General features: G+C 32.9%; 12 protein-coding genes and 2 pseudogenes. 2 read left to right on the top strand and 12 right to left on the bottom strand.

Features of this window, described 5'->3' with window-relative positions:
• Window position 1: 1 nt before the first annotated feature.
• From D0469_RS16055 to D0469_RS16040, 4 genes are all read right to left on the bottom strand, one after another.
• Entirely contained in the window at window positions 2-1,063 is a 1,062-nt protein-coding gene (locus D0469_RS16055) for a TDP-N-acetylfucosamine:lipid II N-acetylfucosaminyltransferase (RefSeq protein ID WP_117327735.1), read from the bottom strand.
• A gap of 418 nt (window positions 1,064-1,481) precedes the next feature.
• Complete coding sequence (locus D0469_RS16050) at window positions 1,482-2,588, bottom strand: glycosyltransferase (RefSeq protein WP_158553524.1); 1,107 nt, start codon at window positions 2,586-2,588, stop codon at window positions 1,482-1,484.
• Window positions 2,589-2,638: 50 nt separating this feature from the next.
• Window positions 2,639-3,616, bottom strand: coding sequence for an EpsG family protein (locus D0469_RS16045; protein WP_117327733.1), 978 nt, complete (start codon window positions 3,614-3,616; stop codon window positions 2,639-2,641).
• A gap of 159 nt (window positions 3,617-3,775) precedes the next feature.
• Window positions 3,776-4,903, bottom strand: coding sequence for a glycosyltransferase (locus D0469_RS16040; RefSeq protein WP_233523093.1), 1,128 nt, complete (start codon window positions 4,901-4,903; stop codon window positions 3,776-3,778).
• A gap of 98 nt (window positions 4,904-5,001) precedes the next feature.
• Between D0469_RS16040 and D0469_RS21745 the strand changes: the two are divergent.
• Window positions 5,002-5,335 (top strand): annotated as a pseudogene (locus tag D0469_RS21745) (IS4 family transposase); the annotation flags it as partial.
• 62 nt (window positions 5,336-5,397) lie between these two features.
• On the opposite strand, the gene D0469_RS16030 reads toward D0469_RS21745, so the two are convergent.
• Window positions 5,398-6,561 carry a glycosyltransferase family 4 protein gene (locus D0469_RS16030; RefSeq protein ID WP_117327732.1) on the bottom strand — a complete coding sequence of 388 codons (1,164 nt, stop codon included), beginning with the start codon at window positions 6,559-6,561 and terminating at the stop codon, window positions 5,398-5,400.
• Between the two features lie 396 nt (window positions 6,562-6,957).
• On the opposite strand from D0469_RS16030, the pseudogene D0469_RS22220 reads away from it, so the two are divergent.
• Window positions 6,958-8,449, top strand: a pseudogene (locus D0469_RS22220) (IS1634 family transposase).
• Between the two features lie 32 nt (window positions 8,450-8,481).
• Here D0469_RS22220 and D0469_RS16020 read toward each other — a convergent pair.
• From D0469_RS16020 to D0469_RS15990, 7 genes are all read right to left on the bottom strand, one after another.
• Window positions 8,482-9,459 (bottom strand): ATP-grasp domain-containing protein, encoded by a 978-nt coding sequence (locus D0469_RS16020; RefSeq protein WP_117327731.1) that lies wholly within the window; start codon window positions 9,457-9,459, stop codon window positions 8,482-8,484.
• On the bottom strand, window positions 9,452-10,390 hold the full coding sequence (locus D0469_RS16015; protein WP_117327730.1) for a 1-aminocyclopropane-1-carboxylate deaminase/D-cysteine desulfhydrase: 939 nt from the start codon (window positions 10,388-10,390) through the stop codon (window positions 9,452-9,454). The genes D0469_RS16020 and D0469_RS16015 overlap by 8 nt, the downstream gene beginning before the upstream one ends.
• Window positions 10,350-11,057 carry an HAD family hydrolase gene (locus tag D0469_RS16010; RefSeq protein ID WP_117327729.1) on the bottom strand — a complete coding sequence of 236 codons (708 nt, stop codon included), beginning with the start codon at window positions 11,055-11,057 and terminating at the stop codon, window positions 10,350-10,352. Before D0469_RS16010 ends, D0469_RS16015 begins: the two co-directional genes overlap by 41 nt.
• Window positions 11,050-12,066 (bottom strand): ATP-grasp domain-containing protein, encoded by a 1,017-nt coding sequence (locus tag D0469_RS16005; protein WP_117327728.1) that lies wholly within the window; start codon window positions 12,064-12,066, stop codon window positions 11,050-11,052. The genes D0469_RS16010 and D0469_RS16005 overlap by 8 nt, the downstream gene beginning before the upstream one ends.
• A 4-nt stretch (window positions 12,067-12,070) precedes the next feature.
• Complete coding sequence (locus D0469_RS16000) at window positions 12,071-12,724, bottom strand: sugar transferase (protein WP_117327727.1); 654 nt, start codon at window positions 12,722-12,724, stop codon at window positions 12,071-12,073.
• Window positions 12,725-12,727: 3 nt separating this feature from the next.
• Window positions 12,728-13,840 (bottom strand): DegT/DnrJ/EryC1/StrS family aminotransferase, encoded by a 1,113-nt coding sequence (locus D0469_RS15995; protein ID WP_117327750.1) that lies wholly within the window; start codon window positions 13,838-13,840, stop codon window positions 12,728-12,730.
• Between the two features lie 431 nt (window positions 13,841-14,271).
• Complete coding sequence (locus D0469_RS15990) at window positions 14,272-14,673, bottom strand: type II secretion system protein (protein WP_117327726.1); 402 nt, start codon at window positions 14,671-14,673, stop codon at window positions 14,272-14,274.
• Between the last annotated feature and the right edge of the window lie 147 nt (window positions 14,674-14,820).

Raw genomic sequence — 14,820 nt, 5'->3', positions numbered from 1 at the left:
CCTACGAAAAAATTTTATTTAAATCTTCTATTAACTTCTCTTCCGAAAACTTACTTTTAATATTTTCAATGTTTTTCTTTTTGATGCTTTCATCCATTTTTTCAAACAGTTCTTCAAAATCATTATTTGAACTAAAAACTTTCAACCCATGCTCTTTACAAAATCCCCAAGTTGTAATGTCACTTCTAATGTATACCTTCTTGCCCAAACCAAGTAAAGTAGTTATGTTTCCTACAGCCTGTTGCCTCTTGTGATTAAATATGGCAATATCTACTTTTGATAACAGATTAATGTATTCATTAAAAGGCATAAACTTCATTAAAGGTTTAAACTTACCTCCAAAGATTTCTTCACCAACTCTTATGACCTCTTCTCTATAACTAGGATTTGATTCATAAGCATATGAAAGCGGACATATTATTTCTATTGCTTCATCTTTATACTTTTTTAACTTATGAAAGATCTCTATATGATTATTAGTATCAAGTCCTGAATTACCAATCTGAATGTAAATCTTACTATCATCTTTTTTTTCAATTAGATTATATTCCTTAAATAGATTGCTCATATACATAAATGAATAATAATATTTACCTTTAGCCCCATACCATTTTTTAGCTAGTTCATAATCTCCTCTTATATGAGTTATCAAGCCACCTATGTTTTTTATTACATAGCTTCTTGGGATTTCACGGATTATTGAAGTAAAATTTTGATCTCTTGATTCATAGAGGTATAAATCCCCACCCCATATACACCAATTACATTTTTTTAATATCCAAGGCTGAAAAAACAGGGTAGCATCAATATATTTGTTGTTACTTAAACCATGAAAAAACACTTTTTTTGATTTGTAAATATAATCAGTTAATACCCTAATACTTTTTATATTATATGGCAAAATCTTTGCATTAGTCTGACTTAGAGTTGTGATTTCGCAGTCTTTACCATTTGTTAAAAGAAAATAATGATCGCTTGAATCAAACTTCTTGTTTATAAACTCCATAAATGAATTTGAGAACTTTTCATTTTCATCAATGGAAAATACATGTAAATATTTCAATATTGCTCTCCTCTCTACATCTTTTTATATTTTCAGCATATCTGGGAGTGAAGTCCCATAAAAGATGTTATCCACAAGAACCAAATAAATACCACTATCATCTATGAAATCTACTCCTGTAATAAATTCCCGACTTAATGTATATGATTCTTTTTATACTTTATATTCAAATATAACTATCCTAAACAAAATAAAGCTTTATAAATAAATGTAGGGTCCCTTAGACTGTATCAGCTACAATGAGAGACTCTTTGCATCCCTACTAACATCAAAACACATAAATATGGGTTAAAAATTATTAACCTATCGCATAATTAGGGGGAGGGAGTTTTAATACGCTTTTAGTAATTACATACAACTCAGTTCTTGTCTCACCCGCTAGAATTAAATAACTTTATTTTTAGAACTTCTTTTAAAATTATTTTTGAATTTCATATGCGTTAAATTTTGATTTTCTATATAAACGCTCTAATTTTTTAACTATTATTTTTATGTCATAACTATTAAGTGAGTCAACAGGATAACCTTTTTTATTAGCATCTTTTATTACTGTACACCAATTCTCAATAGGATAGTCTAAACCTAAACTTACTGTATCTTCACTCAAAATTGCCTTCTTATCAATTTTATTTGATATAACACATCTTACACCGGTCGCCTGTGCTTCTATTAGAGTTATTGGAAACCCTTCATGAAGTGACGGAAATAAAAAAACGTCAATACATTTTACTATTTCAGGAATATCCTTTCTTACTCCTAAAAACTTAACTCTTTCTTTTAACCCAAATTTTTCAACTTTTTGTTTAATATGCGCAATTAATTCCCCATCTCCCACTAAAATTAAATAGGAGTTTTTTTCAAGTTCAAAGAATCGCTTATATATATCGATAATAAATTCATGATTTTTTTGCTGAGAAAAGCGTCCTACATGACCTATAACAAAGGAATCATGAGGTAAATTAAACTTATCTCGTATCTCTTCCTTACTAGCCTCTATATTTTTAAATTCATCTAGATTTATTCCGTTATTTACCACTTCTGCATTTTTTATATCGTAATACCCTTTTACCTTTTCAGCTAGTTCATTACTTAAAGCAATTGGAGTACAATTTAAATACCTAAATGCAATTTTATTAAAGAACTTATCTATTCCCCTTGCATCCTTTTCTGGTTCATTATGAATTGTATGAAATTTCCTTGCTCTTTTATTAATTATGAAAGGAAATAATGTATACTTAACGGTATATAAATGGGTATGGATGATATTTGGTTTAAATTCCTTAATAATTCTTCCTATTTTCATTACCATGGATAAATCTAGTCCTGGTTTCTTGTCCAAATAAACTACATCTAGCTTATTCTCTTTAATGAAACTATCATATATTGTATTTTCATTTCCGTACATTGAAATTGCCTTTATTTCAACTTCATTTTTATCGAAGTATGTTAAATAATCCAATACTAATTTTTCTGCTCCACCGACCCCAAAACTTGGTATGATTTGTAGTACTTTTAGTTTCTGCAACGTCCCATAACTCCTTATATGTGTGTTAACAATATTTTTTATCATATATATTAAATTAGAAAACTGAACCCACTTAAATACCAGATTAACGAACTATATAAAATAAAAAACATTATAAACAATGTCCTTGTATATTTACTTTGAATAGATAATACCCCTATTAAAATTAAAGGTATGATATTTTCAAATATTCTTGCACTAAAATCTAGTAGAAAGTACGACATTAAGTAAAATAATATCCCATAGCATGTGATTGTATTTATATAATCTTTTTTTGTGACAAGTATAAATAAACTTCCTACAAATAACCATGCCAAAAACCCTAGCCCGCTTGAGCCTTCAGCCATGGTAAAATCATAAGCTTGAGCCCTTCTATCCTCAAATAACGATGCCAAAACTGGGATAGCCTGAATAAATATTGTTAGAAAAATAGAAGATAAAAGAATTCTTACTGTAAAAGTAAACTTTACCCTTTTTAGTATAATTTCTAGAAACTCAAATAAAATTAGAAATACAAAGCTAGTGTGTATAAAAATTGATAAGCACCTTAACAATCCACCATATTTTTTATTACTTACTAATCCTAGAAGATAAATACTTAGTGCTAATCCTTGTCTTAAATGAATAACATGGTTTTTTACTACTTGAGGTACCAGTAGAAAGAAAAGTAATATTAAAAAGTTATATTTAGTAATTTTCCCTAATGAATATAAAACACCTATGGTAGAAGTGAAAATAATACATTTAACAACATTTTCAGGTACTAAAAAAGAAGACAAAATGATATTAATCGTTAAAAATAGTGGTTCATTTGAAAAAAATGAAAATATCCCGCTATTTATATATCTTTGCATAATAGTCCAACTTGAGCTAGCATATTCTAAATAACTCAGTCTATCACGTGCCCAAGTAATATCCTCTGGAAATATTAACAATAATCCTATAAGAATAGAAAACAGTAAATATATATTTCTTTTGGTCCTTAAATTAGTGTCATGCTGTTTTTTTGCAAAAAGCTCTTTAAACATTTTATCTCCTCAATACCTATTAATTTAGCAAATAGATTATCATGCATCTTTTAGGATATAAAGTTTCTTATTTTATTTAACAACCGATTTAATATCTGCATCTAATATATTAATTAAAGATATTATTATCTTATAACGATAAAAAATCTAAAAACATTTTTAGTCTACCAGATTATTATATAATTCCTCATATTTCTTCACTACATTTAGAATATCATAATTTTTTATTACTCTATCCCTTGCTCCTAATACCTCTACATTGTATTGATAAACATCCATACTAAGTAATTGATTTAAAGCATTTGCAAAAGCTTCAGAGTCTTGAGTTGGAACAACTCTCCCATACTTTCCTACCATGCTTGCACAATCACCTGTATCTGTAACTAAGCAAAAGGTGCCACTAGCCATTGCTTCACCAATAACATTTGGAAATCCTTCTCCCGCTGACGACAATACAAAAAAGTCAGCAGAGGCCATAAGTATAGGAATGTCATCTCTTCTTCCAAGTAAATGAACTATATCCTCTACATCATTTTGCTTTATTAAATTAACCAATTCAGTATTCCTATAATTTATATCCATTCCTACTAATAAAACTTCAAAATCATTTCTCATTCCCTTTAACATGCCAATTGATTTAATTAAATTCTCGTAATCCTTTAGCGGATCCCATCTTGCAACATGGAGTATAACCTTCTTATTATTTGCTATCCTAAATTCCCGTTTTACTTTTTCTGATTTATTAGCGGGCGAGAACTGGCTTGTATTAAAGCCATTTGGAATTACTATATTATTAAATTTCGCGTATCCAATTTTTAAATGTACCTCCTTTACAATATCACCACAAGAAATTACTCTATCCACAAATTTAGAAAGATTTCCACATTGTTTTGCTATAAATATAGTAGTTAATTTATTTTTATCCCTAGATAAATTACTATGGTGCAACCCCCAAATAATTTTCTTCTTTAATAGTTTACCAATCAAGAATGAAAGTAAGTTCGCATGATACATCCATCCCTGAATAATATCAGTATCTGAGCACATTTTCATACACTGATAAATTTTCGATAATATATTTTTTTGTTTTTTTATATTTAGAGTATATACTGGAATAGATAAATCCTTCTCGATTTTATCTCCATAGACTCCTTTGTGTAACATTGAAATTACCTGTACATCAAATTTTTCTCTATTGGTATTCTCCAATATTTTAAAAAGCATCGATTCAGCTCCGCCACCATTTAATCCAGTGATAATATGTGTTACTTTTTTCCTCTTAATCATCTATTCTCCTCTTTTTTATAGAGTTTCTCTTTAGTTTTTTATAATTATTAAAGAGTCAGTCCAATTTATTGTCACTTCTCAATACCTCAAGAATTAGAGTAGACGTAATCTGCATGGTTAAAGAAACGAAACAACGTTATCTATTGAAAGATCAAAAGTTATCCTTATAACAGCTTTATCGTCTAGCACAACCTGTACAATCGAAGAAAGGAATTCTTCGTTCCATTCATACCGTAATAGCTAATGGGACACCTATTAAAGTTGTCTTCGTTCAAAATAGAAACAAGAAAAGCGGATGGCTTGCAATCCTCAGTACCGATTGCACCCTTTCAGAACAAGAAATTGTTCGTATCTATGGGATGGGTTGGGATATTGAGGTGTTCTTTAAAGACGACCAAATCTCTTTTAAAGCTTCAAAAAGAGTGGACCTCTGGCCTTCCTAGCAATATCAAGGCTTGCTTATTTGCCAATTTCACTCTGCGAAAGTTGAGTAATTACTTATTGTCATTTTCACTCTCTACTTTGCAAAAGTTAGGACAAGTTAAGGTATAGATACTTTTAATTTCCTCTAAAACATTCTCAAGTGCAAATTGTTTAATAAATTCTAAACTCCTTTTACTAAAATCTTCCCTTAAATTCCATGAATCATAAAGGCTTTTTACTGCCCTAGCAAAACCCTCTTCATCTTCAATCTCAACAACATAACCATTCTCTCCATCACGTACTAAATCCCTATTACCTCTACAATCCGTAACCACTAGAGGTAACCCAGTTGCCATTGCCTCCATAACATTGACAGGTAAACCTTCTCTTCTCGATGAAGCAACACCTATATCTGAGAGCTTTAAAAGATTATGCACATCGTTTCTACGACCTAAAAAACTAATATTATTCTTTAGTTCCAACATTTCAACCAGTTCTTCGTACTGGTTCATAAGGGGACCTTCTCCAGCAAGCAATAGATTAATATTAGGTATTTTATCTTTAAGAATACTAACTGCATTTATAAGTAAATCTTGGTGTTTATTATGATTTAATTCAGCAGCAAAAAATAGTATAAAATCATCACTTTTATACCCATACTCTTTTCGTAAATTTAGTTTTTCATTAATATTACTTGGTGAAAATTTATTCAAATCAATCCCAATACCATGAGATTTATAAACAGAATTTACTTTTTTTAATTTGAACTTTTTAGCTGAAATATAATCTTCTTGGTTTATTGTAATTATTGCATCTGTATGTTTCGCAAGATTTTTCTCAATATTATAGTAAATTAACAAATTCTTTAACGGAGCACCTTTATAAAAGTGAAATCCATGAGCAGTATATAACACTTTTATATTGGACATATTTCTACAAGATAGTCTAGTTAAAAAGGATGCTACCGGAGTATGTGTATGGATTAAATCATATTTCTCCTCTTGTATTAGCTTTTTTATACTTTTATAAGCTAGATAATTTTTCTTTGATAGAGGAGATCTCTGAAATTCAATATTAAATATTCTACACCCCGGCTCCAATAATTGTTCTTTTATTGGACTAATAATATTACAAGCTATATCGACACTGTGACCTTGTTTTAACAACATTTTAATATGAGGAACTAAGAATGCATTAATAGTCCCCGATATAGTTGTTACGTATAAAATCTTCATCAAAATACCTCATTTTAACTTGCAAGTACAGTTCAACTAAACAATGCAAGTTATAAAATTTAATTTGTTCTATTTATATAACGCTATCCCTTTTTTCAGAAATAATCATGCGAATTTCATCGACTATTTATGTTTTTATATATGCTTCCGAGCAAAGAAGCTTTAATAGCAAAGTCCTGAGTCCTGCCCTCTTTAAAATAAATTTTTTACATTTACTTTGACTTTGTGTTGAGTTCTATTTTCTTATATACATTAATTTTATTAAGCCCTAGAAATGAGTAAAGTTTTTCATAATTAAGTTTATAACTTACATTCCACACCCTTTGAATAAAAAATGAAAGGATAATTTAGGCTCCTTCTCGAATTGTTTTCCGTAGCATAGAGAAGTCTACTTTTATGCAAATAAACATCCAAGCAATCTATCCGGCTACATATTTAAATTTGCTAAGCAAAATTATGAAAGAACTCAATCTTCATGGGTTCGTCCACCGGTTTGTGTCAACGAATGCCCAATGTCAAACACGTCCCAGCGTTGTGGTCAACTCATCCCGCTTGATATCCAAGCGGACGCCAAGCTCTTATTCACTTAGAATAATGGGCAGCCCAAACCGATTTAGGAAAGGTCATTCGGGAAGGTTTATCCCCCAAACAACTCAGTGATGATGCCATTGATCGCCATTTAGATCGACTGTATGAGGCAGGTATACATGAACTCGTCTCGACCTTTTTACTTCATACCTACGAAAAGATTTCGTTAGGTGTATTTCATGGTGACACATCGGGCATGTCACTGAATGGCACTTACGATCGCCCCACGGATGCTTTGAACATTACATAAGGTTACAGTCGAGATCGAGCAGGAGCGAAACAATTTCAATTCGGTCTCATTGGCAATGAAGAGGGGATTCCGCTGCCATGACGTAAAAAACGCTCCAACAGGTGACCCACGCGAATGCCTATTTATTGACATGCGCCGAATCACCTCACGATCGTGAAAGGAGCGTTAGCGTTATCCTTAGCCAAAGCACCTGAAACCCTGTGGACAGAACCCTTTCAAACGGGTGAAAAAACAGGAGCTGCGTATCGCTGTTTTGAAATGAGCGCGACCTATTATGGACATGACATTCGTTTGATTGTTGTAGAATCGAGTGCATTAGACAAACGAAAAGAAAACACATTCGCCAAAAGAGTAGAAAGAGAACGTGCAGCCATCGAACAAGAACAGAAACACTTTACGAAATTGCCTTTTCGCTGTGAGGAAGATGCTAGGCAAGCGATGGAAGCCTACATGAAAGCTCTTGACCCGACCTTTCATACGCTCAAGGTAGAAGTGACGCCAGTCGAACAACTGTAAAAGGGACGGGGACGTCCCAAAAATGAAACAGTCGTTGAAATGGAAACCCATTATGTCTTCCGACCTGATTATGAAGTGAACGAGCAAGTAGTGAAACAAGAAAAATGCCGTGCCTCCCGTTTTGTTTTAGCTTCCACGCTCCCAGTAGAATGGCAAGAACAAACGATGGATGGTTTTAAGTTGTTAGCGATGTACAATGGACAAATCCATGTCGAAATGTACTTTACCTTTTTAAAAGACCCGTTCTATACGGATGAAATCTACTTGAAAAATCCTGAGCGTATCCCAGTTATTAGCTATTTATTCCTGTTATCCCTAGCCATTTATAGTGTGATTCAACGTCGGATCCGTCAATTTATCACAGCAGAAAAACCGATTAAAGGCGCTGGCGGACGTAAATTTACAAAGCCTACTGCACAAGTAATTTTCCAACTGTTCCAATACTTACAAGTGGTCGTTTTCCAACTGCCCGACGGAACAATCCCTCGACATTTTGTGAAACCATTGACGCACAATCAGCAACGAGTATTCTAGCTTCATAATTTAACCTATATGTCATTTTTACTTCAGGACCCTCTAGTTATCTTTAACTCATTATATTTCATCATATAAACACCCTCATCATACCGGCCAATTATATCTTCATTTACATTCTTAGTTATATTATTAATAATCATCTCTGGTACATTTACACCACTTTCAAACGCATGCGGATACCCACCACCAAATCTAGGGTTTACCTCTGAAATGTAATATCCTCCATCAACCTTAAAAATATCAATATCAATAATACCTTTAAATTTAGCCTTTTTTACGAAGTTGTAAATTAATTCAAAAAGTTCTTTATCTTTAATCGATACCGACTTGTCAGTTTCACCAGCTCTCATCTTAATTTTTTCCTTAATAAATATTGAAACTGGTTCATTAGAAAGCAAATCAATATAAACATCAGCACCATATTCAATTCCATCCATAAACTCTTGAATCATTAGATTATCAAACCTACTAAACAGAAGTTCAATTTCTTCTTTTGATGTAACCTTGCTTATATTGATACTTGCACTGCCCTTAACAGGTTTTACAAATACAGGATAGTTAATCACACCTACTTCTATATCATTGTAAAAACGTTCTTTATCTATATAACTTTTTACAGTTTTAAATCCATTCCGAGTTAAGAATTGGTACATCTTATATTTATCAAAACACATTTCAACAACATCATAGTCAGAAACAATTGGTATAGTTCCAATATTCAAGAAAGATTGCTTATGTTCTGCAAGAAAGCTAAGTTCCGGATCTATTAAAGATAAGATTGCTTTAACATTATTTTCTTTACATATAGAAAGAATTACATCTAAGTACCCTTCTTCATCCATCCTTGGAACGATGAAATGATTATCGGCCTCATATAATGCTGGTGCCAATTCACTACAATCTGTTGCAATTACCTGCCCTATTCCAGACAATTCTTTTTTAAAGTACTGCACGATTTTATTTCTTGTTCCACAGCTCAATAACAGTATGTTCAAACCCTCACTCATTCGCTAGTTCCTCCAATTTATCAAAGAAAAGTGGCGTTCCACCTGTATGAATAAACAATATCCTTTTACCAGTAATACCATTTGTTTTAATAAATTCTTTCATTCCCCAGTAAGCTTTACCGGTATATGTCGTGTCCAACGGAATGCCTTCGAACTTTAAGACATCTTTAATGGTCATCAATATTGGGCTATTGCATGAACCATACCCCTCGAGTATATAATCATCAACAAAAGTTATTGCACCGAATGATACTGGTTCCCTATTTAGACTCTTTAAATAACTATTCGCACTATCAAGAACTACTTGACCTCCATAAGGGTTCTTTCTTGCATTGCTGATTCCAACAATCTCTCTCACATCACCATTTAATAGTTTTCCACATATAAGTCCTGCTTGCGTTGTACCTGTACCGCTCGTATGAAAAATGTAATCAAAGAATACTCCAGTTGTTCGTTCATAATCCAATATTTCTTCATAGGCATTAACATACGCCTGCGTTCCAAGATCACCGTGACCTCCACCTTGAATAAAATACGGATTGTAACCTTGTTCTTTTAATACTCGTAACTTGTGATCGATTGTCGTTCTTACGTCAGAAACAGGGCAATAATCAACTATTGCACCAAACAAATCGACCATCTTACTATTTGAGGTGGGATGACTAGATTCAGTTGGTGAGATAATATAACATTGAAGACCTTTAGCAGCTGCAATATTTGCTATAATTCGGCAATGATTGGAACTGCTGCTACCGTAAGTTACTATGCAATCTGCAGAAACTCTCTCAATATCTTCAAAGAATAGAGCTGCTTTTCTTGCCTTGTTTCCTCCAAATGAAATAGGAAGAAGATCGTCACGTTTTATAAAAAAAGTGTTGTTATTTAAGTTTTCACTTAACTTTTGAATAGGTGTAGCGTAATTTTTTTTCATATGTTAGACCTTCTATCTCGTTTAAAACATTATTTATTTGCTCAAAAGAATTAATTATCCAGTATGGTGTGTTGTTATAATTACACTTTTCATATACTGCGTCTCTATTTATCAAAACAGCGTTCATTCCAACATTCAATGCGCCTACAATGTCCTTTTCAAACGAATCGCCTACATATATACATTCGCTATATTTCAATCCAGTATTCCTAATTAGTTCAAATGCTCTCTTATTTGGTTTCCACTCTTTACTGCCCAAGAATTCACCTGTTATATAAATAAAATCAAATTCCTTTTCAATACCTAAGCACTTTATTTTGTTTTTTTGTGTAAACTCTCCACCATTAGTTAATATTCCATATTTCGTATCATGATTTTTACTTTTTATAAATATCTCAACATCAGGATACAATAAAATCTTAGCATCATACGTCCTATAAATATTCACAAATTTATTAAGGTACTCTTTATCCAGATTGTATATTTCAATTATCTTTTGAAATACCTTTTTGTCTCCTTCCTCCCGTCGAATATTAAGCATACTTTCAAATACAGTTTCTTCCTCATCCCGGGAGATCATCCTTGCAATCTCTTTATAACAAGCCATATAATAAGACGATTCTGCATAGAGAGTATTATCCATGTCGAAACAGATACATTTAATCATTGAAAAAACAACTCTCCCAGTACCTTATCATTCTAGTATTCCACTTTGGTGAAACAGATACATATTCCTTTAATATATTATATTGTATAAATAAATGGGGAAAGTTTACCCCTGCACCAAAGCTCATAACTTGACTACCACAGAATCTTGCATTTACATCAGTCAACTTATATCCTTTTTCGGATTCAATAAACTGTAAATTAATAAAACCATTACTAGCAATAGTTTTTGCAACAGCGGTTGCAGCTTCTATTATTTCTTGATTATATTCAACAGTTCCATCTATAACTACACCATTAGAAACTCGATTTCTCTTTCGGGGCACCGCAACTAAAACTTCTCCACGATGTAATAAAACATCTACACTGTATTCAAGCCCATTCAGATACTCCATTACCATTCTTCTATCATTAGAATTTAGATCATAATAATCTGTAATATTATAAATCTTACTTTCACCAGATTTCATTGCCTGTAAATAATTCTCTCTGTTAGTTAAAATCGCAACTCCTAGGCCACCATGACCTTGAACCCCCTTGACACAAACGTACTCATCTTTAGAAAAATGTTTATTAACAATCTCCTCGAGTTCATGGTTATTTTCAAAGACCTGATATGCTGGTATAAATTTCTTCAAACTAGTATTTTCTAAATACATATATAACTTCTCTTTATCAACTAATATGTCAAAATACTCACTTTTTGGTAAGGCGACTTCCGCTTGCACTTGCTCTTTAAATTCTTGATAAATAACAATTTCATCTTGTAAAGTAGGGAAAATGACATCTATTTTCTCAGATTCTACAATTTGTGAGATTTCTTTCTTATAGTCTTCAACATTCGTAATTCTGGGAACACAATACAATTTATCACAAAATTTATTACCTGCATTATCACGTTGACTATCTGTCCCTACCAAACGAATATAGTCTATATTCTGAAGGCACTTTAAAATCCCTAACGCTGTCGGTCCTCCAACAGCAGTCACTAAAACATTTATACGCTTCATTTTATCATCTCTTCCCCTCATTGTTCTCTTGCTGTTTTGCAGTGGCTGTTTCATTAGGGGATTGAAGGTATATACTATCCCTCATAAATACTTTCAAAACAGTCTTAAGCAAAACCTTAATATCTAGCCAAATATTAAAATCATCAATATACTTTACATCATAGACCATTCTTTCATCCCAACTAACAGAAGCCCTTACTGTAACCTGTGATAATCCTGTAATCCCAGGTTTCATATTAAATCTCTTTTTAGACCAATCAGGATAATTTTGAAACCCTTTATAGGGGTGATAAGGTACAGGTGGCCTAGGCCCTACCAAACTCATCTGACCAATTATAACATTACAAAGTTGTGGTAGTTCATCAAGGCTAGTTGCACGAAGGAATTTCCCAACTTTTGTAATACGAGAATCATTATCACTCTTAACTTTCAGTCCGTCGCCTATCTTTTCTGCATTTACCACCATAGTTCTATACTTTAATATCTTAAACACTTTTCCGTTTTCACCAAGCCGCTCTTGCTTAAAAAATACTGGTCCTTTAGACGTTAATTTTATAGAGATCGCAATTAAAATAAGGATTGGAGAGATGATTATCATTCCTATTAAACTGCCTAATAAATCTATTATTCGCTTTATAGTTAAGTTTAAAACTCTCATTGCTTAACTCCACAACCCCTTAATAATCCTACAAACTCTCTCCAAATCCTCATCCGTCATCTTCGTATCAGACGGCAAACAAACCCCATTCTCAAACAACTTCTCCGATACACTTTCGCCAACAAAATCATACTTCTCAAAGAACGGCTGCAAATGCATCGGTTTCCAAACAGGCCTTGATTCAATATTTTCTTTTTCAAGAGCCTCCATTAAGTCGATTGGCCTTACTTTGCCTGTCAAAATCATCGAACTTAACCAGTAGTTTGGTTCATTCCACTCATTACTTGGCATGAAGTCAATGCCTTCAAGTCCACCAAGCTCTCTTTTATAGAACTCAAAAATATAACTCTTCTTCTCAACTCTCTGATCCAACACCTTAAGCTGGCCTCTTCCAATACCTGCAACAACATTGCTCATTCGGTAATTAAATCCCAATTCGCTATGTTGATAGTGTCTTGCTTGATCCCTTGATTGAGTTGCCCAAAATCTTACTTTAGCAATTCTCTCTTCATTATTAGAAACAAGCATCCCACCACCAGAAGTAGTGATAATCTTATTTCCATTAAAAGAGAAGATGCCGTAATCACCAAAAGACCCAGTATGCTTACCTTTATAGTAAGTACCTAATGACTCTGCAGCATCTTCTATAACCGCAACATTATGTTTTTTACAAATATCCATAATCCTATCCATATCCGCAGATAAGCCATATAAATGAACAACAAGGACCGCCTTAACTTCAGGATATTTTTCAAATGCTTCTTCCAATGCTTTCAGACTCATATTCCAAGTTTCATAATCACTATCTATGAATACAGGAACTGCATTTTGATAGATGATTGGATTTGCAGTAGCAGAGAAAGTAAGTGTTGGACAAAATACAATATCCCCTTCTCCGACTCCTGCTGCTTTAAGAGCTAAATGAATAGCCGCTGTTCCTGAAGACAATGCTGCTGCAGCTTTAGAACCAACCTTCTCAGCAAGCTCTCTTTCAAATCCGTTTACGTTTTCACCAAGGGGAGCGATCCAGTTTGTATCAAAAGCTTCCTTAACATATTGCATTTCATAACCTTCATCACTCATATGTGGTGAAGAGAGGAATATTCTTTCTTTCATTTTTGTCGATTCCATTTTCTAGACTTCCTTCCCTAGTTAAGTTAATATTTTAGTAGATTAGGACTTATTTAGAAGATTTTCCTTCCAACCAACTACTAAACCACTAAAATTGTTATCTACTACTGATAGCCACCTCGTTATATCTATTCAATCTACCAAACAAATACGAAATAGATATTTACTGTTTATCCACTCTAAACCGAGTTTCTTCCTATTATATAGACCATTCAATCAATCTATAAATCTCACTAAAAACGCTTCAAACCCTTATCCCGCAAGGTTTCTAGCGTTCAATCTAACTACGATACTCAGTTCCGCTTTACCATTTAATCATTTCCCGTTTCTCTCAAGGCCGAAGGGCTTGGTAAATCAACCTTTCTAAAAATCAAGATACCTGATTTCAGGCATAATGAAAGAACTATAATAAGCGTTCAAAGGTAAGGAACCGATTCCCCTTCTCCCTTGTCTTCATCATCATCATCTTCACCATTATCCCCATTTCCCGAATGTAGGCTACATTGTACCTTCCCATCGATATAAAGAATCTCACCGTCAATTGGACAAATCTCTTCTCCGTATTCCTGTAAATATTGGGCAAACAACGCTTCGGAATGCTTACTATCATTTTCAAACAGTAAATATGTGTTATACATCTTTTCAACCTGCTTCGTATTCAAGTTGCATACATCCGTTTTAGCCTTCTCAATAGAACTTATTAAAGACAGAACCGCTATGGAAGAAATTATAGCTAGTATGGTTATGACTAATAAAACCTCAATCATGGAAAAACCTGCATTACGAAATTCCTTGCAATTCCCATTAGTGGTATCCATTTAGCATCCCTCTATCTTTTCATCCATACCAAAACAAAGGGTCAGATCTTGCAATCAGCTTGCAGAATCTGACCCTTAAAATTATCGGCATATTTATTTTATGAAAAATTAAATTGAAAGATTTTAAAGAAGTTGTGCGGAAAATGT

The sequence above is a fragment of the Peribacillus saganii genome (genome assembly GCF_003429095.1).
Lineage (GTDB): Bacteria > Bacillota > Bacilli > Bacillales > DSM-1321 > Peribacillus > Peribacillus saganii.
This window is presented reverse-complemented; position numbering and strand designations above follow the sequence as displayed.